Raw genomic sequence first — 19,852 nt, forward strand, 5'->3', positions numbered from 1 at the left:
ACCGACATCGACAACGAGAGGACACGGGTCGTGACCACCACCCTCGATTCCACGCAGCTGCAGGCCGCCCTGGATGCCGTCCACCGTGCGGGCATGCCGGGAATCTTCGCCGAAGTCCGCGCCGGTGACCAGATCTGGTGTGGCGCAGCCGGAGTCGCCGACGTCGCAACCGGCCGACCCGTCACCAGCGATATGCGCCACCGCGTCGGCAGCATCACCAAGACGTTCACCGCCGCCGCCGTACTACGGCAGGTCGACAACGGTGCGATCGAGCTCGACGCACCGATCGGCCGCTACCTACCCCGTCTTGTTCCCGGGGATCGGGGCGCGGCGATCACGGTACGGATGTTGCTCAACCACACCAGCGGCCTCGCCGAATACCTGCCCCATGCCTACCCGTCACTCGCGGCCTTTCCGGACCTGGCGAGGACGACGCCGGACAGCCTGGACGACAACCGATTCACCCGCTTCCACCCGACCGAGCTGATCGAGATGGGTGTCTCGGCGCCCGCCACCGGAGCCGCGGGTGGCACCCCCGGGATCTACTCGAACACCAATTACCTTCTGCTGTGCGAACTTCTGCAGTCGGTGACCGGCGCCTCGGCCGAGAAGTGCATCACCGCAGACATCATCGAGCGTGCCGGGCTGCGGGACACCGAACTCCCGGCCGGACCGCACATCGACGGGCCTCACTCCCTGCACTACGAATCGTGGTTCGGCATGATCGAACCGCCGCGCGACTATAGCGTTTTCGACATGTCGTGGGTCGGACCGGCGGCGTCACTGATCTCCACCGTCACGGACCTGAACCACTTCTTCGGCCTACTGCTGGCCGGTGAAATCATCAGCCGACCAGCCCTGGCGGAGATGCAGCGCACCGTTCCGGTCATCTCGTTCGAGGGAAAGACCCTCGACTACGGTCTCGGCCTCCAAACGCTGCCGGCCCCCGGCCCCGCCACCTTCTGGGGCCACGACGGCTCCGTCTGGGGTGGCGGCGCTATCTCCATGACCAGTGTCGACGGCACCCGCCAACTGTCCGCCGCCGTGAACCTCCAACGCTGGAACCGTCCCGCCATCGCGCCGCAGCCCCATCCCATCGACGCTGCCCTGCAAGCCTTTATCCACCAGGCGCTCGCGTAGCAGCGTGTCCCGCAGCGACAGAATCCGCCTGACTTGGTGAGCGAGCACATTTCTAGACCAGTGTCTGGAATGTGGTCCATTTCATATGGTAGCGTCACCCGCGCACAGATCGAGGTTGATCACACGGCCGTGGGGAGGGGGTCGGCGCGCGGCGTCCGACTTGCCCTCGAGGGTTGAAAGACCGGTCGTACGAGGAGGTTCGATGTCGGCGGCTGAGATGCCGGTGCGGCCGGATGCCGAGGGGATGACCGTGGCGCGGGTAGTGCGCCGGAACTTCGCCGAGACCGTGCTGTCGAGCCTGGCCACGCTGGGGCGCGCGTTGCGGATCGGCGCCGGCGCGATCCGCATCGGTGTCATCGATGTCGTCCGGCTGCGCTTCCAAGTACACGAAACGCTCACGCAGGCTTGGTTCTTGATCCGGGTGACCGCCATTCCGAGCGTGCTGATGGCGATTCCGTTCGGGGTCATCGTCTCCGCGCAGGTCGGCAATATCGTCTCGCAGCTGGGCGCCGACTCGATGATCGGCGCGGCCGGTGGGCTCGGGGTGATCAAGCAGGGTGCGCCGATGGCCACCGCGATGCTGCTCGGTGGTGCGGGTGCGGCCGCGATCGCGGCCGATCTCGGGGCGCGGACCATTCGCGAGGAGGTCGATGCCATGCGGGTCATGGGCGTGGATCCCATTCAGCGCCTGGTCGTTCCGCGCATCGCCGCGATGATGCTGGTCGCCCCGCTGCTCAATGTGCTGATCGTGTGCATCGGCATCGCCTCGGGATTCGCCGTGGCGGTGGCCGCGCTCGATGTCACTCCGGGCAGCTACTGGCAGTCGTTCGGCGCCTTCACCACGCCCATCGACATCTGGGTGTCGCTGGCCAAGGCCCTGATCTTCGGGCTGCTGGTGGTGGTGATCGCCTGTCAGCGCGGGCTCGAGGCCAAGGGCGGCCCGCGCGGTGTCGCCGACGGGGTGAATGCCGCGGTCGTGATGTCGGTGGCGGCGGTCGCGGTGCTGAACACCGTGATCACACAGGTGGTCACCATGTTCTTCCCGGTGAGGATGGCGTGATGGCGGCGTCCTACCTCCCGGCCGGATTGCGGTGGGCCCGCCGCGGTCTCGCGCATCCGCTGCGCCCGATCGAATCCCTCGGCTTCGCACTGGGCTTCGGCTGGCAGGTGCTCGCGTCGCTGCCGTACACGCTGGTCCACTACCGGCGCGAGACGATCGCGGTGATCACCGACATGACCTGGGGACGCGGCTCGGTGATCATCGGCGGCGGTGTGGTGCCGCTGATGCTGCTGCTGGGCGCGGCGATGGGCGCGTCCATCGGCATCGAGGCCTTCAGCGCCCTGAATCTGCTATCCCTCGGCCAGCTCAGCGGCCTCATCTCGGCGTTTGGGGTGACGCGCGAGCTCGCGCCGATCGCCGCGGGCGTCGGCTTCGCGGCGCAGGCCGGGTGCCGGATGACCGCGGAGATCGGCTCGATGCGCATCTCCGAGGAGATCGACGCGCTCGAATCGCTCGGCATCCGGTCGGTGCCGTTCGTGGTGACCACCCGGGTCGTCGCCGGAATCGTCGCCGTCGCACCGGCATTCGTCGTCGCCCTGATACTCAGCTACTTCTCGTGCGAGGTGATCGTGACCACCGTCCACAGCACGCCCTCGGGCACCTACAACCATTACTTCGATCAGTTCGTGGCCGGCTGGGACGTGATCGCCGCGACCATCAAGGTCATGCTGTTCGCGGTGGCGGTCGTGCTGATCCACTGCTATCAAGGGTTTTTCGCCACTGGCGGGCCCGAGGGCGTCGGGATCGGCTCGGGGCGCGCGATCCGGGCGAGCCTGGTGTCGATCATCGCCCTCGACATGGTCGCCACCATCGTGCTGTGGGGATTCCGCTCGCCCATCTCCTTCACCGGGTGACGCCATGCCACCTTATGCACTGCCCGGAACCGAAGTCGGCCCGCGCCGGGCGCGGATATTCGGCGTGTGCGCGCTCGTGCTCGCCGTGTGCACCGGCGTTGGGTGGCGAGCGTGGCCGGAGCCGGCATCGGCCGGCACCATGCACCTGGCGTTGGTGGTGAACCAGGTCGGCGCGGGCGTCGGGCCAGGGACCGACGTGCGGCTCGACGGCGTGCGCGTCGGATCGGTCGGCGCCATCGACGTCGCCGGGCGTGGTCGCCAGCGAATCATGCTGAGCCTGACCGGTTCTCAGCTGTTCGGCCTCACCGACGCGGTGACCGTCGACTACGCGCCGGGCAACCTGTTCGGTATCAGCGCTCTGGACCTGCACTCGGCGAGGGGCGGCACGGTGCTCACCGACGGTATGAACGTCGATCTGACCGGGGCGGCCGATCGGGTCCGGGACGCGACGCTGGCGACCCTGCTGAAGTTCACCGGCAAGCTGACCGGGACTGTGCTCACACCGCAACTGACCGAGCTGCTGCGCACCGCCGCACACGATCTCAGCGCGTTCACCCCGCTGTTGCAGGCGATCGGCGCCACCGCCCGGGCGTTCGCCGAAACCCAGCAGCTGCCACCGTCGCTGCTGTTCGACCGATTCGGTTCGGCACTGGCGGGACTGCCGCCCATGCTGACCGGCGGGCTGGCGGTCCTGGAGGCGAGCTATGTGAACAAGCAGCTCGTCTCCCCGGAACAGCTGGCCCGATTCGGCGCCATGTTCTCCGGAATCCGCACCGATCTGCTGCCCACGGCCACGACCCTGCTCGGCACCTCGCAGCGCTACTTCTTCGGCCTGTTGCCCATCGGCACAACGATTCTCGACCAGGTGTCCGCGTCGATCAGCACGCCGGACCGCACCGCGAGCGAGCTCACCGAACTGCTCACCCGGCTCGGCGCGGCGTTCCACGACACACCGGACGGACCGGTGCTGAACGCATCCGTGGAACTGACGGGCGTGCCCGGCTTGGCGACGCCGCTCGCGGCGGTCCTCGGCTCGCACCCGGTGACGGGAGGCCGCTGATGTCCACCCGTGCCCTGCTGCTGCGCGTGGCCCTCGCAACAGCGCTGATGGGTGTGGTGCTGGCGGGCGTGTTCCGCGTCGTCGAACGACCCGTCAGCGGCGAAACCGACTCCTACACAGCACTGTTCACCGACGCGAACGGTCTGCGCCCCGGTGACGACGTGCGCCTCTACGGCGTTCAGGTCGGCAAGGTCGGCGACGTCGGCCTGGACGGCACGCTGGCGCGGGTGCGGTTCACCGTCACCCGCGCCCACCCGCTGTTCGCCAACAGCAAGATCGCCATCCGGTACCAGAACCTCACCGGATTCCGCTATCTCGACATCGAACAGCCGGATCAGCCCGGCGCACACCGGAATCCGGCAATGGTCTTCGACACCGCCGAGACCGTCCCCGCCTTCGACATCACGACCCTGTTCAAGGGTCTGCAACCGGTGCTGGCGCAACTGTCACCGGAGGATCTGAACCAGTTCGGCGCCGGCATGCTCGCCGTCATCCAGGGTGACGGGACCGGGCTCGGACCGGCGCTGGGGGCCATCGAGAAACTGAGCCACTACGCCTCGGACCGGCAGGCGGTGCTCTCGACCCTGGTGGCCAACCTGTCGCAGATCTCCGATCACCTCGGCGGCAAATCGGGCAATGCGATGAAACTGCTGACGAATCTCACCGACCTGTTCGTCACCATCAGCGACAAGCTGCCCGGTCTGGTCAGCTTCTCCGACCAGATTCCCCCGGTGCTGCAACCACTTCGGAGCATGCTGACGGTGCTGGGTGTCACCGGCGCCCCCGATCGCGACCTCGACGCCGCGCTGAAACAGGCGTTCCCGGATCCTCGGGAGGCGGTAGCGGTCTTCGACCGCCTGCCCGGCCTGATCCAGGCGATGACGGCGGCCGTCCCGGCGACCGGCCCGGATGCCGCCATGACCTGCTCACACGGCGCTGCCCCCGCGCCCGAACCCCTGCGCATGCTGATCGCCGGACAAAGGATCGTCCTATGCCACAGGTGATTTCGTGGCGGCGGCGCACCCCGCGCGACCCGCACCGCACGCCGGTGGGAGAGTCCGCCCGCGACCTGCGGTGGGGGATCGCCGGCATCTGCGCGGCGGTCGTGCTGGTGATCGCGATCAGCGCCGTCTACATCTCCGGGACCTCCCCGGAGCGAACCTATACGGCGGAGATGACCCAGGCCGGTGCCGTCCGGCCCGGCGACGATGTCCGTATCGCGGGCATTCCGGTCGGCAAGGTGAAATCGCTGACCCTGCTGGCGGATCGGGTCCGCATGGAGTTCACCGTCTCGGAGCGGGCGTTCCTCGGCGACCAGACCACCCTCGACATCCGCATGCTCACGGTCGTCGGCGGCTATTACGTCGCGGTCGAACCCGCCGGGGGCAAGCCACTCGGGTCATCGGTGATTCCGCCTGATCGAGTCATCGTGCCCTACAACCTCACTCAGGCTTTCCAGGACGCGATACAACCGGTCCAGCGGATCGACGGCGACGTCCTGCGGCAGGATCTCGCCGCCGTGGCACAGTCGATCGGCGCGAACCCGGACTCGGTCCGCGCCGCCGTCCGTGCGGCCGGGGATCTGGTGGGGGTTCTGGACAAGCAGAACGCCGCCATCTCCCGCACCCTGTCGCTCGCCGACGAGTATCTGACCGCGCTGAACCAGAATTCGGATGTCGTGGCGCGGCTGTTGACCACGCTGGGCACCCTCGAGACGATCGTCCAGAACAACAAGGTGCAGGTGGCTCAGGCGCTGCGGGATCTGGCGGCGGTGCTGCGCGATCTGACCCCGCTGGGCCGGGCGTGGGACCAGTCGCTGAAACAGCGTGCGCAACCGCTCGCCGACGCGATCCCGAAGCTGTCCGAACTCGGCGGCCGGCTGGGCGCACTGGTGGATTCCCTGCGCGGCTTCGAACAACGTCTGCTTCCGCTGCTGCCCGCCACCGGCGGCGTGAGCGTCGACCAGTCCGCCGCCACGCTCGCGGTCGCGGCGGTGTGCGTACCCGTTCCGGGAGGGGGATGTTGATGATGAAGAGAATCCTGGCCTCGCGCGGGCTGATGTCGGCCACGGTGGTCGTCACCCTCGTGCTGGCCGCCGTCATCGGCCTGAAATTGAGCCGACCGCATCCGCAGCTGCGTGGCTACTGCGCCGACATGCCCGACAGCATCGGCCTCTACCAGGGCAGCACGGTCACCATCATGGGCGTGCCGGTCGGCCGGGTCACCGACATCCAGCCCGACGGCACCTCGGCGCGGGTGCGATTCGAGATACGGGCGGATCGCACGCTGCCAGCGGAGGTCGGGGCGGTCACGGTCAGCGACACCCTGGTCGCCGATCGGAAGCTGGCGCTCATCGGCGCCGAACCGGCGGGCCCCGGCTGGGACGCAGACCACTGCATCACCAAAACCCTCACACCCAAGAGCCTTTCGGAGACATTCGCGGCGCTCGCGGGTCTGGTCGACAAGCTCGACGGCACTCGGGACCCGAGTCAGCGCACCGCCCTCGCCGACGGGCTGGCCGCTCTGGACAACGCCACCGCCGGCACCGGCGAACAGATCAACGCCACCCTCCTCGCACTGTCCCGGGCGCTGCAGGCGCCCGATGCGGCGATCGGCCATCTCGGCAAGCTGCTGGACGCGCTCACCGAACTCGCGCATCGCGCCCGCGGCGGATGGAATCGGGTGCAGGACACCGTGACCGGGTTGCCGCAGACCTTCGGTGATATCGACACGATCGCGTTCCCGCCCATCATCGATCTCGTCGCCGCGCTGGCGGAGGTCCTGCCGCAGGCCAACGACGCGCTCATGATGCTGGGTTCGCCCGCGCTGCGCGCACTGGACTCGATCCCCGACCTGCCGCACCTGATCGCGTCCGGGGTCGGCTCGCTGGCGGACGTGATCCGGATGGCGCCCGCGGTGGCGAACGGGTTCGCGAGCGCTGTCGACCCGGTCTCCGGCAAGCCGACCATCGGCTACGCGCCGCCGAAACTCGTGCTCGCGCAACAGGACACGGATCAGATCTGCTCCGCCGTGCGGACACTCACCGGGCAGGGGTGCCAGAACTCCGGTGGTGTGGTGACGGTGCCCGCCCTGCCCGTGCTGCTCGCTGCGGCGGGCGCGCGATGACGGCCGGGCGCGCAAGCAGGGCCTCACGCCGCGTGGCGCGGTTGGTGGTCGCAGCTCTCACCGTGGCTTCCGCCGCCGGATGCGGCTTCCAGCCCGCGGACCTGCCCGTCCCCGGCGCCGGAGTGGGTGGCCCGACCTATGCGCTGCGGGTCGAATTCGCCAATGTGCTCAATCTTCCCCAGGGCGCCAAGGTGATCGCCGACGGCGTCCGGGTCGGACAGCTGACCCGGGTGACGCTCGTCGACCCGGTGGCCGCTGCTGCGGACCGGCCCGCCCGGCGGGGATACGCCATCGCGGACATCGCGATCCGGACCTCGGTGCGACTGCCGGTGGGCACCACCGCGGAACTGCGGCAGGACACCCCGCTCGGCGATGTGCACATCGCGCTCACCGAACCGGCCACGCCGGCCGGGGGTGAGCTGGCGGCGGGCGCGACGATCCCGCTCGCGAACACCACACAATCGGCCTCCATCGAGGACATTCTCGCGGGGCTGTCCACATTCGTGGGCAGCGGTGCGGTGTCGGATATGCAGAGCATCGTCCGCCAGGCGAACGCGATACTCCCCAGGGATCCGGCGGACACGGCGCGCATCGCCGGAATCCTGGGCTCGGATCTGTCGGATCTGGGTGATCACCTGGGTTCGATCGACGCGGTGCTCGACGGCCTGCAGGCGACGGTGGACGACGGATTGCAGAAGAACACACCCGTGTTCGACGATCTGCTCACCCCATACGGCGTGCAGCACACCACCGACGCGGTGAACGCGGAGATCGGCGTGATCTTCGTGCTCACCTCGCTGGACCCGCTCGCACCCGCGGCGAAATGGCTTGCGCCGCTGCTGCAATCGCTCGATGGCAGTGTGCGGGCGGTGGTGCCCGTGCTCTTCGGTGCGCACCCGCTCGACACCGATTCCCCGTCCACTATGAAGCGGCTGGTGGATCTCATCCAGAACCGGATCATTCCCTTCGTCGACCGAGGCCCGAAGATCGACATGGTCCAGGTCGCCGTCGACCCCGCCGTTGGTTCCGCGATGTCACCCGGTGAGCAGACCGGCCGGATTCTCGACACCCTCCGGATGATCGGTGTGGTCCGATGAATCTGCGTGCGACGGTGTCGCTCTCGGCGATCGCCACGGTGCTGGTCCTCGGTGTCGGCTACATGTCGGTGGGCGTCCTGCACCTGGATCCGCGGCGGTCGTTCATCGTCGCCGAGATGCATCTGTCCGATTCGGGTGGTGTGGGTCCGAATACGCCGGTCCTGCTGTCGGGCATCCAGGTGGGGCGCGCCGAGTCGGTCCGCAAGCAGCCTGCCGGTGTGCTGGTTCGGCTGCGCATCGACGACCGGTACCGCATCCCCGTGGCCAGCGATGTGCGCATCGAACAGCTGTCGGCGCTGGGTGAGCCCTACATCGAATTCGCGCCCGGCACCGCCGCCGGGCCGTATCTCCAGAACGGCCAGATCATCGCGGCCGACCGGATCAGGACGCCGTTGACGATCACGGCTCTGTCCACTCGGGTGGTGGAACTACTGAATCAGGTTCATCCCGAGTCGATTTCGCGCCTGGTCGGCACCTTCGACACTGCGCTGGCCGGAACGGACGCGGCCGTGCAGACCCTGCAGCGATCGACGACTCTGCTCGCCGCCGCGCTGCTCGGCCGCACCGCCGCCCTGCGGCAGCTGTTCGCCGACATACAGGCCATCGGCGGCAATATGGAGTGGCTCGGTCCCTCGCTCGCCGATGCCGGGCCCAAGTTCGGCGAATTCGGCATCACCCTGAACCAGATCGTCGCCTCGGGCTCACTGCTGGCCGAAAGCCGGCCGGTCCCCGACTACTTCACCGGCGACGGGCTCGTCCCGTTCCTCACCGATCTGAACGCGCTGCTGGACAAGATCGGTCCCGCCATCGCGCCGCTGGCGCCGGTGCTCGAACCGATGCGTGACGTGGTCGGTCGCGCACCCGCCATCGATATCAGCGCGCTGATCGACCAGGCCCTGCAGGGCGTCGGCGAGGACGGCGCAGTGCATCTCCGGATCGCCATCAAATGAACGCAGACACCGTCGGGCATCGCCGCGCGGGCGGAAGGACACAACCATGAGCGCACTCACCGATGAAGCACCCACCTCGGCCGAAACGGAAAGCAGTTCACCAGTTTCCGGCGATCGCGCGGCTGCGCCGCGCACGGTGTCGCTACGATTGTCGACGGTGCTGGTCAGCGCCGGTATCGCGCTGCTGACCGCCGTGGCGGTGACCTTCGCATCGCTGTACTGGTCGGCCAGGTCGACGCTCGCCGACCGTGACGGGAAGGCCGCGGACGACCGGCACGCCGAACAGATCGCGACGGACTACTCGCTGGGCGCCTCCACCATCGACTATCACGACGTGAAGGGCTGGATCGGCCGCCTGCAATCCGGCACGACGCCGCAACTCTCGGCCAAATTCGACGCCACCGCACCGCAACTCGAACAGATTCTGCTGCCGCTGCAGTGGACCTCCAAGGCAGCGCCCCTGTCCGCCACCGTGATCTCCGAATCCGGCGGAATCTACAAGGTCAACGCCTACCTCACGGTGACGTCCACGAGCGCGCAGACTCCCGATGGCGCTCAGACCACCGTCACGTATTCGCTGACCGTCGACCGCAATTCGGGATGGAAGATCACCGACGTGGGCGGCCTGCAGAACGCTTTGCCGTCGAAGTAGTGGGGGAGCCCGGCTCATTCGGAGCCGGGCCGACCTCTCTGAAGGATCTCGGCGGAGGCGAGTCACGCCTGGTCAGGGTCCCGGGCCCTGATGACCTACTTCCCCGGATGCGCGATCAGTACGCGAGGAAGAGGATCTCGTCGCGGGAATAGTCGTGATCGGGGTGCCGCTCGGCGAGGTGGGCCTGGGTCTTCTCGACCAGGTCGTCGTCGTTCTCGCCGCGAATGTATTCGCCGCAGGGGCAGCTCAGGCGGGTCTTCATCATCTACTCCCAATGTGATTGCGGGGGACAGCTTCTCGTCCGATCCGCGCCGATCGAGTATGCACCGGGCGATCCGCACGACGATACGGTGGGCCCGGCTATTCGTACCGGACCCGCCAGTGCTTGATGCCGTTGATCCACCCCGACCGCAGCCGCTCGGGCGCGGCGACCTCGGACAGGTCCGGCATCGCGTCGGCGATGGCATTGAACATGAGATCGATCTCCAGCCGGGCGAGATTCGCGCCGACACAGTAGTGCGCGCCGGTGCCGCCGAAGGCCAGGTGCGGATTGGGGTCGCGGAGAATGTCGAATCGGAACGGGTCGTCGAAGGCGTCCTCGTCGAAATTGGCGGAGCTGTAGAACAATCCGAGCCGCTGGCCCCGCCGGATCGGCTGCCCGCCCAGTTCGGTGTCGGCGGTGGCGGTGCGCTGGAATGCGGTCACCGGCGTCGCCCAGCGCACGATCTCGTCGGGAGCGGTGCGCGGGCGCTGCCGCCGGTAGAGCTTCCACTGCTCGGGGTGGTCGATGAATGCCTTCATCCCGTGGGTGATGGCATTGCGGGTGGTCTCGTTGCCCGCCACCGCCAGAAGGATGACGAAGAAACCGAATTCGTCCGAGCCCAGGGCTTCCCCGTCGAGATCGGCGTGCACGAGCCGGCTGACGATATCGTCGAGCGGATCGGCGCGACGCTGCTCGGCCATGGTCCAGGCGTAGCCGAGGATCTCCATCGACGCGATGGTCGACGAGGTCGTGCTGGTGTTGTCCCCGTATTCGGGGTCGTCGTAATTGAGCATCTGATTGGACCAGTCGAACAGTTTGCGCCGATCCTCCTGTGGCACGCCCAGCAATTCGGCGATCGCCTGCAACGGCAGCTCACACGCCACCTGCTCGACGAAGTCGCCACCGCCGGTCTCCCGTGCCGCGCGCACGATTGCGGCCGCCCGCTCGGCCAGTGCGCCGCGCAATCCCTCGATCGCGCGCGGGCTGAAGCCCTTCGAGATGATGCGCCGGATCTTGGTGTGCTTGGGCGGATCCATGTTCAACAGCAGCGCGCCGGTGAGTTCGATCTGCTCGGGCGTGATCTCGCCGGGCAAGCGGATCACCGCGCCCTTGGACCGGGCGGAGAACAGCTCAGCGTTGCGCGAGATCTCCTTGATGTCCTCGTGTTTGGTGACCACCCAGTAGCCGCCGTCGCGGAATCCGCCGGACTGGGCATCGGTCTGCGGGTTCCACCACACCGGGGCGGTGCGGCGCAGCCGGGCGAATTCTTCGACGGGGTTGCGGGTCTCCCACAGCGCCGGATCGGTGAAATCGAATCCGGGGGGAATGGACGGCGCGGACACAGCTGCCTCCTGACGGGCCGACATCATTGTGGACCGGGACGGACTCAGCGCCGGCGGCGCCGGTAGCGGACGCGGCACGGCTGCTGCAACTGCACCACCATCTTGGAGTGGTCGTTGCGATAGGTCTCCGACGGCTGCGCCAGCTCGAACTCCCAGTCCCGCAACAGGATCGAGAAGATCGCCTTGAGCTGCATGAGCGCGAACGGTGCGCCCACACAGCGGTGGCGGCCCGCACCGAAGGGAATCCAGGTCCAGCGATTGACCAGATCCTCCTGCCGCGGATCCAGGTAGCGGCCCGGGTCGAAGGTGTCGGGGTCCGGGAAGTCCTCCGGTATCCGGTTGGAGATGGCGGGCGTGGCGGCCACCATGTCGCCCGCCTCGATCCGATGCCCGCACACCTCGAACCGGGCACGGGCGATACGCATGAGGATGATCAGCGGCGGGTGCAGGCGCAGCGCCTCCTTGAGCGCGGCCTCCAGATTCGGAATCTGGCGCAGCGCATGGTGACTGACCTCCGCGCCGTCGGCGTACAGCTCGTCGAGCTCGGTCACCACCGTGGCCAGCGTGTCCGGGTGACGCAGCAGTTCGATGATGGTCCAGGCCGCCGTGCCGGAGGTGGTGTGGTGCCCGGCGAACATCATGGAGATGAAGATGCCGGTGATCTCGCTGGCCGAGAAACGCGGCACGCCGTGCTCGTCCTTCACCGAGATCAGGACGTCGAGCATGTCGCGATCGTCCTTACCGGTCGGCGGATTCGCCTCGCGCTGATCCATGATCGCCTGCACGAGCTCGACCAGTGCGGCGCGGGCCTCGTCGCGGCGGCGGAAGCTCTCGATCGGCGCGTAGGGGTCGACGTAGGCCAGCGCGTCGGTGCCCTGCTCGAGTTCGTGATAGAGATGCGCGAACCGGGAGTCCAGCTGCTCCCGGAATTTAGGGCCGATCAGGCAGGCCGAGGATGTGTAAATGGTCAACTCGGCGAAGAATTCGAGCAGATCGATCTCGCCCTCATCGGTCCAGCGGGCCAGCATGCGATCCACCTCGCGGGCAATGGTGGCCGCGTGCCCGCGCATGTGGTCGGCGCGCAGCGCCTGATTGTGCAGCATCTCCTTGCGGCGTTCGGGCGGCGCGTCGAAGACCACGCCCTCGCCGAAGATCGGCTTCATGAACGGGTAGGCCGCACCCTGATCGAGATCCTCGTCGCTGGCGCGGAAGAAGAACTCGTTGGCCTCGGCGCCCGACAGCAGGATCACATCGCGCCCCGCGAGTTCGAAGGCTCCGACATCGCCACATTCGGCGCGCACCCGCCGCATCAGCGCGATGGGATCGGTGCGGAACTCCTCCAGGTGTCCGTGCTCATCCGCGCCCCCGGACACTCGCTGCGGCTTGACCAGCGTCATTGCAAATCCCTCCACGTATAACCTTGTCCAGACACGTGATGGACATGTGTCTGGACGGTACTATGATCGGCGGCGTGCGACAAGGTCCGCGGCCGGTTTCGGACGTTGAATCGGATCCGCGGCCGCGCTGTCCGGGCCTGTGTTTCGCTGCCCGTCGATCACTCGGCCGCGGGATCTGCCAGCAGTCGGCGCGCCGACATTTCCAGCAGGTCGGCGACCTGCTCGTAGGAGAGCAGGCCCATCCCGGCCTGGAGCAGCGCGCCCGCGTAGAGCAGCTCCAGCATCGAAACCCGTTCGGGGTCATCGGATCCCAGTGCTTCGGCGAGCCGGCCGCGAATCTCGCGGCCGATGCGCACCCGCAGATGCCGGACATCGGGATCGTCGCCCAGCAGTGCATTGCTGACCGCACCGGCGAGAGCCGGGTCATTGGCCACCAGCAGGGATACCTGACGCAGCACCGCGACCACCCGGGTGGCCGGGTCCCCTGCGTCCGTGTCCAGCTTCGGAGCCGCGACCAGTCGCCGCCAGAACACCTCCGAGATCAGGTGCTCCTTGGACGAGAAGTACGTGTAGGCGGTGGCGGTGCCGACTCCCGCGGCCGCGGCGACCAGCCGAATCGTCGTGCCGGAGAAGCCTTCCCGGGACAACACCTCGACTGCCGCCGTGGTGAGGCGGTCGACGGTGTCGGCCTGCTTCTCGGTGAGTCGCCGTCGGGTTGCCTCGATACCGGTGGATGCGAGTTCGGACATGTGTCTGGATGATACTTACGCCACGAAGTCTGGACTAGTGTCTGTATCAGCTTCCAGGTCTGTGATAGCGTCGCTGGACCTGCGAAAGGGTCGGCATGCAGATCACCGACGCGATGATGGACGGTCAGCTGCGTGCGACCGGTGTGTGGTTGCGGCGCATGGGGTCTCGACACAGTGAACGGCGGCTTCGCGTCGCCGGGGCTCTGGTCGCCGGGCTGCTGTGGCTCGCGCGGGCCCGTCGCCCGAAGACCCTGCGGGTCGAGGAGTTCGGAATCGATCGCGGCGACGGAACGCGGCTGCGCGTGGTCGTCTACTCGCCGCCGGCGCCCACCACCGCCGCGGCCGGACTGCTCTGGCTGCACGGGGGCGGATACTTCCTCGGGCGACCGGAACAGGACCTGCGGATCTACCGGCGATTGGCCGAGCGGACCGGCTGCGTGGTGGTCGCGCCCGACTATCGGCTCAGCGTCGCCCACCCGTATCCCGCGGCCCTCGACGACTGCTACACCGCGTTGATCTGGATGCGCGACAATGCGATTCGGCTCGGCATCCGCGAGGATCAACTGGCGGTCGCGGGGGAGAGCGCGGGCGGGGGACTGACCGCCGCGCTCACCCTGCTCGCGCGGGACCGTGGCGAGGTGAACATCGCCTTCCAGATGCCGATCTATCCCATGCTGGACGACCGGCAGTCCACCGAATCGGCCCGCGACAATGACGCGCCGCTGCTCGATTCGGTCACGCTGGCGTCGGCGTGGCAGCTGTATCTGCGGGATCTGCATGGGACGCAGCGGGTTCCGGTGTACGCGGCGCCCGCGCGGGCCGGTGATCTGCGAGGTCTGCCGCCGACCTTCACCTATGTCGGGGGCCTCGAGCCGTTCCGGGACGAGACGATCGCCTACGTGAACGGCCTGCGATCCTGCGGCGTGCCGGTGGAATTCGAGGTCCATCCCGGCTGCTGGCACGGCTTCGACCGGCTCGTTCCCCGCGCCGAGGTGAGCCGGCGGGCGTTTCGATCGCGGGAACGGTGGCTGCGGCATGCGCTGGACACCTATGTCGCGCCACAACCCGGAGCGGACCGGGACCGGGCCTGAGGGCATCCCGCCCCCTTCCGGAGAAACGAATACACGACTCTCTGTGCGCAGTGGGAGGGCAGCAGGCATGGTCAAGCCGCCGCTATCGATGAAACCGACGGGATGGTTCCAGGTGGCCTGGTCGCCCGAGATCGCCGTCGGGGGCGTGCACCGGATGACGTACTTCGGCCGCGATCTGATCGCCTGGCGTTCCGCGGCGGGCACGGTGACCGTGATGGACGCCTACTGCGAGCATCTCGGTGCGCACCTCGGATTCGGCGGCCGCGTCGACGGTGAGCGCATCGTCTGCCCCTTCCACGGCTGGGAATGGGACCGCGAGGGCCGCAATGTGTGCATCCCCTACGAAAGCAGGCCCAATCGGGGACGGCGCATGCGCACGTATCCGGTCACCGAGCGCAACGAATCCATCTACATCTGGCACGATATCGACGGTCGCGCACCGTATTTCGATGTGCCCGACGTCTTCGCGGGATTCGGCGACGCCGGCAGCGCGGCCGACTACTACCCGGCCCATCCGCAGGGCACCCTCTACCGGGAGCGGCTCGAACTGCATCCGCAGTACGTGCTCGAGAACGGCGTCGACTTCGCGCATTTCAAGTTCGTGCACAAGGTTCCGTTCGTTCCCAAGTTCACCCGCCACGACTTCGACGGCCCGGTGTCCTATGTCGACTTCACCGTCACCTTCGGTGACGCCACCGGGATGACCGCCGACGATATGGCCAGCGGTGTCGAGGCGATCAATGCCGGACTCGGCGTCGCGGTGACCAAGAGCTGGGGCATGATCGACAATCGCACCATCTCCGCGGTCACTCCGGTCGACGACCGCACCTGCGATGTCCGCTTCACCGTGTGGGCCGGACGCCCGCCCGGTGACGACAGCGCCACCGCGCCGCCGTGGGCCGAACGGGTGATGCGGGCGGTGATCGACCAGTTCCTGGCCGACGTGCATATCTGGTCACACCAGCGCTATTCGGATCCACCCGCGCTGGCCCGCTCCGAATACGACGGATTCATGGCCCTGCGCACCTGGGCCGCCCAGTTCTATCCGCAATCCTGATCACACGAAAGGCGATGCCGCCCATGGTATCTGTGTTCCCCCGGCGGCCGATCCGGGTCTTCCAGGTGGCGACCGGCAATGTCGGCACCGAGATGATCAAGCGAATCGGCACCCATCCCGACCTCGAACTGATCGGATTGCACTGCTACACACCGGAAAAGATCGGCCGCGATGCCGGTGAGCTGGCCGGGCTCCCGCCCATCGGCATCCTCGCGACGGGCTCGGTCGACGACATCATCGCCGCGCGGCCGGATGTGGTGACCTTCCACGGTGTGTTTCCCGACGAGGACCTCTATGTCCGGGTCCTCGAGGCCGGAATCGACATTGTCACCACCGCGGATTGGATCACCGGTCACCACCGCGACCGCAATCATCCGCACCCGTCGGGCAAACCGACGTCCCGGGTGCTCGAGCAAGCCTGCCGGCACGGCGGATCGACGTTCTACGGCACCGGCATGAATCCCGGGCTGACCCAGATCCTGGGCGTGGTGCACAGCTGCGATGTCGCCGAGCTCGAGAACGTGACGGTGATCGAGTCGGTGGACGTCTCCTGTCACCACTCGGTCGGCTCGTGGCAGATGGTCGGATACGGCCGCCCCGCAGACGATCCCGCGATCCCGGCCATGCTGGAACGAGGCACCCGGGTATTCGCCGACGGCGTCCACCTGATGGCGGACTGCTTCGGTCTGGAACTCGACGAGGTCACCTTCGGCTACGAACTCGGCGCCTGCACCAAGGACATCGACCTGGGCTGGTATCAGCTGCCGAAAGGTTCACTGGGAGCCAACTACATCAAGTACCAGGGCCTGGTCGCCGGAGTGCCGAAGGTCGAGGTCCACGTCGAATGGCAGATGACCCCGCACACCGAGCCACACTGGAACGTCCAGGGCTGCTACATCACGAAAATAACCGGCGACCCCTGCATCACGAGCAAACATCGCGTCCTCCCCAAGCCCGGCACCGACTTCACCAACCCCGCCGCCTTCGCATCGGTCGGCATGACAGTCACCGGCCTCCCCGCCCTCAACGCCATCCCCGCCGTCGTCTCCGCCCCACCGGGCATCATCACCAGTGCCGACCTCCCCCTCCGCGCCTTCGCCGGCCGCTTCAAGCAGTAGCGGGCCATCCCGACAGCGATGTGTGACGGCGAGATCCCTCGCGTGGTGCCAGGTGCGCCCCCGGGCTCACGTAGTATCGCGCGGGGGGTACTCCGCTCCTCGAAACCCGTTGTGGTGGCGGGTGATCGGGACCTGACAGGGGGTTCGCATGGGCAAGGACTGGGTGCGCGAGGCGGAATCGCTGACTGCTGAGACGCTCGAGGGCAGGGCCGCGGAGGTGGATCGCGGCGGGCTGATTCCGCCCGCTAACTTCGACGCGCTCGCGGAGCGGGGGTTCTACGGGTTTCCATTGTCGGAAGGCATGTCACCGGGAATCCTGATCGACACCGTGGCGACCATCATCAGCGGTTGCCTGGCAACGGGATTCGTGTGGGCGCAGCATCTGGGTGCGCTGCGCTCGGTCGTGGCCACGGGCAACCAGGAACTACGGGAACGGTACCTCGCCGAGATGATGAGAGGTACCTACCGCTGCGGTGTCTCCTACGCGGGAGCCCGGACCGATCCGACACTGTTCGCCGAACGGGTCGACGGCGGATACGTGCTCACCGGCACGGCGCCCTTCGTGACCGGGTGGGGCTACGTCGATGCGATTGCCACCGCCGCGTGCGTGCGCGACGGCGCGACCGAATCCGTGGTGACGCTACTGATACCGGTGCGTGAAGCGGAGAACATCCGCGCCGAACGGCTCTCGCTGATCGCCGCGGACGCCAGCGCCACGGTGAGCCTGACCTTCGACGGCGCCTTCGTGGGCGACGCGCGGGTGATCGATATGAAGGCCGCCGTCGACGGGCCGGAAGGCGGTGTCGCGCTCAGTGATTGGGTCAATGGGGGACTGGTCCTGGGCGTGCTGATGCGGTGTGTGCGCTATCTGGAGGACTTCGGCGCCGAGGCGGAGCCGCACGCGAGGCAGCTCGCGAGTCTGCGGGAACGCTACGGCCGGGTGATCGGTGACGTCGCGGCCACCCACGCGCTGCGCGCGGAGATCGCGCACGCGGCGGTGAATGCCGCCGCGGCCGGCGTCGTGTGCGCCGGCAGTCGGTCAGCGCTCGCCGACACGACCGCGGATAGACTCGTACGACAGGCGACCTTCGCCCTGGTCTGCACGACTCGAGATCCCATCAAATCCGCTCTACTGCAGGCACTCCAGCCCAGCCCGCAGCCGGTCGGCGGCTGACCGGAGCACGTCACGGCCATCGGCGACGACGAGGACAATGGTCATCCCGGGTCGGTGATCGGGTGGGCGGCCGCGACCTCGCGATATAGGGCGACCGGTCCGTCCGAAGGGTTCGCGGTCACGCGATGGAGGCCATGTGGGCGGGAATCGGGGTGGATCAGCGGGTGAGGATTCGCCGGATCCAGCTGTCGCGGGCGGTGTCCTGATGGCCCGGGCACCACTGGTCGGCCGGTACGGCAGCGCGGACCTGGGCGACGTGGGCGCCGCAGCCGGACCAGGTGGTCTTGCCGCAGGTCCGGCATCGGGCGGGATGGCACATGGGTCGTTTCTCCGGGGTGGTCAGGCGGGGGATTCGCCGGATTCGATGGCGGCGGCGAATTCGCAGAACGCCTCGTAGGCGCGGGCGCCGTGGATGGTGGCGGGGCCGCCGTGCATGAGGAAGGTGACGCCGATGGCCTCGGCGGCCTCCTGCCTGGTCGCACCGGCGCGCGCCGCGGCCTGACCGTGGGAGGCGATGCAGCCGTCGCAGCCCTCGGCCACCCCGATGGCCAGCGCGATCAGCTCCTTGGTCTTGCGATCCAGCGCGCCCGGCGCGAAGGCCGCCTTGCTGAGCTCGCCGAAACCCTTGTACACCTCGGGAATCGCGCGCCGCAGCTCCCGGTGCAGCGGGGACAGCTCGTTCAGGACGGCCTTGCCGTGCGGCGAGGCGTGGGCGACGTCGGTCGGTGCGGACATGGCTACTCCTTCGGTTGCTTCGGCGAAGCGCGGCATCGTCCGATTCGGCCGCGTCGCGGATACCCCTTGGGGTATGAACCCAAGCTAGCATACCCCCAGGGGTATGTGCCGCGATGTGCCTCACATCTGCCGTCCCGAGCGAGGTGCCCCGACTCGCCCGGCTCGGGATCGGTTCCGAAGCCGGGCGCTGACGGTCAGTTCAGCCCGAGGACCACAGCGTTGCCGTCGTGATCGCCGGTGGAGGCGGTGGCGGTGTTGTACGTGTTGCCCAGCGGCACCGTCCCGAGATCGGTCCCGCCCTTGGCGAGCACCGCGGTGCGGACATTGTCGCGGGCCTGGGTGAAGGACACGTAGGCATGGGTCACCACTTCGAACTTCTCGCGACTGAAAGCCGCCGACCACACGAATCCGCCGCCGGGCAGCGGGGCCGGGCCGAAAACCCTGCCGTGGTCATTGGTTTCGATCGCGATCGCGTCGGAGAAGGCCGAATCACTGCCGTCCGGCGGCTGCTGCGCATAGAACTGACCATTGATGCGCCCCTGATATCCCGTGCTGTGCAGCCACCGCACCGGGAACCCCGCCGCCGAAAGCTGGTTCGTCAGCTTCGAAGTGGCGGCATCGGCCGTGGTGGAGGTCCGATCGACCAGCAGCACATCGATGGGCTCGAACAACGACTTGCCCTGATACTGCTGCCCCAGCCAGTCCGCGACATCCCCATTGGACTGCAACATCCATACCCCGATCGACCCGTACGCCGTCGAGACACTCGTCCCCGCCACCGGCGGCGTCCCCGTCGAACTCTGGGACGTCCCGGTGGGCAGATCGGACGATCCGGTCGGCAGCGCGGCGGCTCCCGGCGCCATCACGACAACCGCCGCCGCAGCCACCGCCAACGAAATCGACCGAACCCGAATGACAGAGCGAGACAACATATTCACCTTTCACCGACAATCCACCGGTCTTAGCAGAGAAAGACCGAACAGAAGA

The 19,852-nt window shown here is 67.8% G+C and carries 21 protein-coding genes; 14 read left to right on the forward strand and 7 right to left on the reverse strand.

From position 1 onward, the window contains the following. Positions 1-30: 30 nt before the first annotated feature. From ACFXN1_RS24495 to ACFXN1_RS24540, 10 genes are all read left to right on the forward strand, one after another. Positions 31-1,140 (forward strand): serine hydrolase domain-containing protein, encoded by a 1,110-nt coding sequence (locus ACFXN1_RS24495; protein ID WP_379445659.1) that lies wholly within the window; start codon positions 31-33, stop codon positions 1,138-1,140. Between the two features lie 202 nt (positions 1,141-1,342). Then, positions 1,343-2,200, forward strand: coding sequence for an MlaE family ABC transporter permease (locus tag ACFXN1_RS24500; RefSeq protein ID WP_379445660.1), 858 nt, complete (start codon positions 1,343-1,345; stop codon positions 2,198-2,200). Beyond that, positions 2,197-3,054 carry an ABC transporter permease gene (locus ACFXN1_RS24505; RefSeq protein WP_379395952.1) on the forward strand — a complete coding sequence of 286 codons (858 nt, stop codon included), beginning with the start codon at positions 2,197-2,199 and terminating at the stop codon, positions 3,052-3,054. The genes ACFXN1_RS24500 and ACFXN1_RS24505 overlap by 4 nt, the downstream gene beginning before the upstream one ends. 4 nt (positions 3,055-3,058) lie before the next feature. Beyond that, positions 3,059-4,114, forward strand: coding sequence for a mammalian cell entry protein (locus tag ACFXN1_RS24510; protein ID WP_379445661.1), 1,056 nt, complete (start codon positions 3,059-3,061; stop codon positions 4,112-4,114). Further along, the gene (locus ACFXN1_RS24515; RefSeq protein ID WP_379445662.1) at positions 4,114-5,118 is read left to right on the forward strand and encodes an MlaD family protein; all 1,005 of its coding nucleotides are present in this window, start codon (positions 4,114-4,116) and stop codon (positions 5,116-5,118) included. The genes ACFXN1_RS24510 and ACFXN1_RS24515 overlap by 1 nt, the downstream gene beginning before the upstream one ends. Next, entirely contained in the window at positions 5,106-6,140 is a 1,035-nt protein-coding gene (locus ACFXN1_RS24520; protein ID WP_379445664.1) for an MlaD family protein, read from the forward strand. The genes ACFXN1_RS24515 and ACFXN1_RS24520 overlap by 13 nt, the downstream gene beginning before the upstream one ends. Further along, complete coding sequence (locus tag ACFXN1_RS24525; RefSeq protein WP_379445665.1) at positions 6,140-7,240, forward strand: MlaD family protein; 1,101 nt, start codon at positions 6,140-6,142, stop codon at positions 7,238-7,240. Before ACFXN1_RS24520 ends, ACFXN1_RS24525 begins: the two co-directional genes overlap by 1 nt. Positions 7,241-7,284: 44 nt before the next feature. Beyond that, positions 7,285-8,337 carry an MlaD family protein gene (locus tag ACFXN1_RS24530; RefSeq protein WP_379445666.1) on the forward strand — a complete coding sequence of 351 codons (1,053 nt, stop codon included), beginning with the start codon at positions 7,285-7,287 and terminating at the stop codon, positions 8,335-8,337. Then, on the forward strand, positions 8,334-9,287 hold the full coding sequence (locus ACFXN1_RS24535; protein WP_379445668.1) for an MlaD family protein: 954 nt from the start codon (positions 8,334-8,336) through the stop codon (positions 9,285-9,287). Before ACFXN1_RS24530 ends, ACFXN1_RS24535 begins: the two co-directional genes overlap by 4 nt. A 46-nt stretch (positions 9,288-9,333) precedes the next feature. Then, on the forward strand, positions 9,334-9,939 hold the full coding sequence (locus ACFXN1_RS24540) for a hypothetical protein (protein WP_379445669.1): 606 nt from the start codon (positions 9,334-9,336) through the stop codon (positions 9,937-9,939). 115 nt (positions 9,940-10,054) lie between these two features. Here ACFXN1_RS24540 and ACFXN1_RS24545 read toward each other — a convergent pair whose 3' ends face one another. The 4 genes from ACFXN1_RS24545 to ACFXN1_RS24560 form a co-directional block, all read right to left on the reverse strand. Continuing rightward, positions 10,055-10,201: a DUF1059 domain-containing protein gene (locus tag ACFXN1_RS24545; protein WP_379445671.1), complete on the reverse strand. Its 147-nt coding sequence runs from the start codon at positions 10,199-10,201 to the stop codon at positions 10,055-10,057. Positions 10,202-10,299: 98 nt separating this feature from the next. Continuing rightward, a complete protein-coding gene (locus ACFXN1_RS24550) occupies positions 10,300-11,544 on the reverse strand; it encodes a cytochrome P450 (RefSeq protein ID WP_379445735.1) in 1,245 nt (414 codons plus the stop codon). 44 nt (positions 11,545-11,588) lie between these two features. After that, positions 11,589-12,941 (reverse strand): cytochrome P450, encoded by a 1,353-nt coding sequence (locus tag ACFXN1_RS24555; protein ID WP_379395934.1) that lies wholly within the window; start codon positions 12,939-12,941, stop codon positions 11,589-11,591. A 158-nt stretch (positions 12,942-13,099) separates the two neighbouring features. Beyond that, positions 13,100-13,690 carry a TetR/AcrR family transcriptional regulator gene (locus ACFXN1_RS24560; RefSeq protein ID WP_379445734.1) on the reverse strand — a complete coding sequence of 197 codons (591 nt, stop codon included), beginning with the start codon at positions 13,688-13,690 and terminating at the stop codon, positions 13,100-13,102. Positions 13,691-13,785: 95 nt separating this feature from the next. On the opposite strand from ACFXN1_RS24560, the gene ACFXN1_RS24565 reads away from it, so the two are divergent. The 4 genes from ACFXN1_RS24565 (at position 13,786) to ACFXN1_RS24580 (ending at position 18,130) form a co-directional block, all read left to right on the forward strand. Then, positions 13,786-14,781 (forward strand): alpha/beta hydrolase, encoded by a 996-nt coding sequence (locus ACFXN1_RS24565; RefSeq protein WP_379445732.1) that lies wholly within the window; start codon positions 13,786-13,788, stop codon positions 14,779-14,781. Positions 14,782-14,848: 67 nt separating this feature from the next. Then, complete coding sequence (locus ACFXN1_RS24570; protein ID WP_379445730.1) at positions 14,849-15,838, forward strand: Rieske 2Fe-2S domain-containing protein; 990 nt, start codon at positions 14,849-14,851, stop codon at positions 15,836-15,838. A 23-nt stretch (positions 15,839-15,861) separates the two neighbouring features. Next, positions 15,862-16,956: a dihydrodipicolinate reductase gene (locus ACFXN1_RS24575; protein WP_379445729.1), complete on the forward strand. Its 1,095-nt coding sequence runs from the start codon at positions 15,862-15,864 to the stop codon at positions 16,954-16,956. Between the two features lie 148 nt (positions 16,957-17,104). Next, positions 17,105-18,130 carry an acyl-CoA dehydrogenase family protein gene (locus ACFXN1_RS24580; protein ID WP_379445728.1) on the forward strand — a complete coding sequence of 342 codons (1,026 nt, stop codon included), beginning with the start codon at positions 17,105-17,107 and terminating at the stop codon, positions 18,128-18,130. 157 nt (positions 18,131-18,287) lie between these two features. On the opposite strand, the gene ACFXN1_RS24585 is transcribed toward ACFXN1_RS24580, so the two are convergent. The 3 genes from ACFXN1_RS24585 to ACFXN1_RS24595 all read right to left on the reverse strand — a co-directional run bounded on the left by ACFXN1_RS24585 (position 18,288) and on the right by ACFXN1_RS24595 (position 19,728). Beyond that, positions 18,288-18,449 (reverse strand): hypothetical protein, encoded by a 162-nt coding sequence (locus tag ACFXN1_RS24585; protein WP_379445727.1) that lies wholly within the window; start codon positions 18,447-18,449, stop codon positions 18,288-18,290. A gap of 20 nt (positions 18,450-18,469) precedes the next feature. After that, the gene (locus tag ACFXN1_RS24590; protein WP_379445726.1) at positions 18,470-18,865 is read right to left on the reverse strand and encodes a carboxymuconolactone decarboxylase family protein; all 396 of its coding nucleotides are present in this window, start codon (positions 18,863-18,865) and stop codon (positions 18,470-18,472) included. Positions 18,866-19,059: 194 nt separating this feature from the next. Beyond that, positions 19,060-19,728: a hypothetical protein gene (locus ACFXN1_RS24595; RefSeq protein WP_379445725.1), complete on the reverse strand. Its 669-nt coding sequence runs from the start codon at positions 19,726-19,728 to the stop codon at positions 19,060-19,062. Between the last annotated feature and the right edge of the window lie 124 nt (positions 19,729-19,852).

Source organism: Nocardia sp. NPDC059154 (genome assembly GCF_042755705.1).
In the GTDB taxonomy this organism is placed as follows: domain Bacteria; phylum Actinomycetota; class Actinomycetes; order Mycobacteriales; family Mycobacteriaceae; genus Nocardia.

Coding starts and splice junctions, on each gene's coding strand:
- ACFXN1_RS24585 (WP_379445727.1), bottom strand. CDS start 18,449: ATGTGCCATCCCGCCCGATGCCGGACCTGCGGCAAGACCACCTGGTCC.
- ACFXN1_RS24580 (WP_379445728.1), top strand. CDS start 17,105: ATGGGCAAGGACTGGGTGCGCGAGGCGGAATCGCTGACTGCTGAGACG.
- ACFXN1_RS24555 (WP_379395934.1), bottom strand. CDS start 12,941: ATGACGCTGGTCAAGCCGCAGCGAGTGTCCGGGGGCGCGGATGAGCAC.
- ACFXN1_RS24595 (WP_379445725.1), bottom strand. CDS start 19,728: ATGGCGCCGGGAGCCGCCGCGCTGCCGACCGGATCGTCCGATCTGCCC.
- ACFXN1_RS24520 (WP_379445664.1), top strand. CDS start 5,106: ATGCCACAGGTGATTTCGTGGCGGCGGCGCACCCCGCGCGACCCGCAC.
- ACFXN1_RS24510 (WP_379445661.1), top strand. CDS start 3,059: ATGCCACCTTATGCACTGCCCGGAACCGAAGTCGGCCCGCGCCGGGCG.
- ACFXN1_RS24575 (WP_379445729.1), top strand. CDS start 15,862: ATGGTATCTGTGTTCCCCCGGCGGCCGATCCGGGTCTTCCAGGTGGCG.
- ACFXN1_RS24570 (WP_379445730.1), top strand. CDS start 14,849: ATGGTCAAGCCGCCGCTATCGATGAAACCGACGGGATGGTTCCAGGTG.
- ACFXN1_RS24500 (WP_379445660.1), top strand. CDS start 1,343: ATGTCGGCGGCTGAGATGCCGGTGCGGCCGGATGCCGAGGGGATGACC.
- ACFXN1_RS24540 (WP_379445669.1), top strand. CDS start 9,334: ATGAGCGCACTCACCGATGAAGCACCCACCTCGGCCGAAACGGAAAGC.
- ACFXN1_RS24535 (WP_379445668.1), top strand. CDS start 8,334: ATGAATCTGCGTGCGACGGTGTCGCTCTCGGCGATCGCCACGGTGCTG.
- ACFXN1_RS24545 (WP_379445671.1), bottom strand. CDS start 10,201: ATGAAGACCCGCCTGAGCTGCCCCTGCGGCGAATACATTCGCGGCGAG.
- ACFXN1_RS24515 (WP_379445662.1), top strand. CDS start 4,114: ATGTCCACCCGTGCCCTGCTGCTGCGCGTGGCCCTCGCAACAGCGCTG.
- ACFXN1_RS24590 (WP_379445726.1), bottom strand. CDS start 18,865: ATGTCCGCACCGACCGACGTCGCCCACGCCTCGCCGCACGGCAAGGCC.
- ACFXN1_RS24525 (WP_379445665.1), top strand. CDS start 6,140: ATGATGAAGAGAATCCTGGCCTCGCGCGGGCTGATGTCGGCCACGGTG.
- ACFXN1_RS24565 (WP_379445732.1), top strand. CDS start 13,786: ATGCAGATCACCGACGCGATGATGGACGGTCAGCTGCGTGCGACCGGT.
- ACFXN1_RS24560 (WP_379445734.1), bottom strand. CDS start 13,690: ATGTCCGAACTCGCATCCACCGGTATCGAGGCAACCCGACGGCGACTC.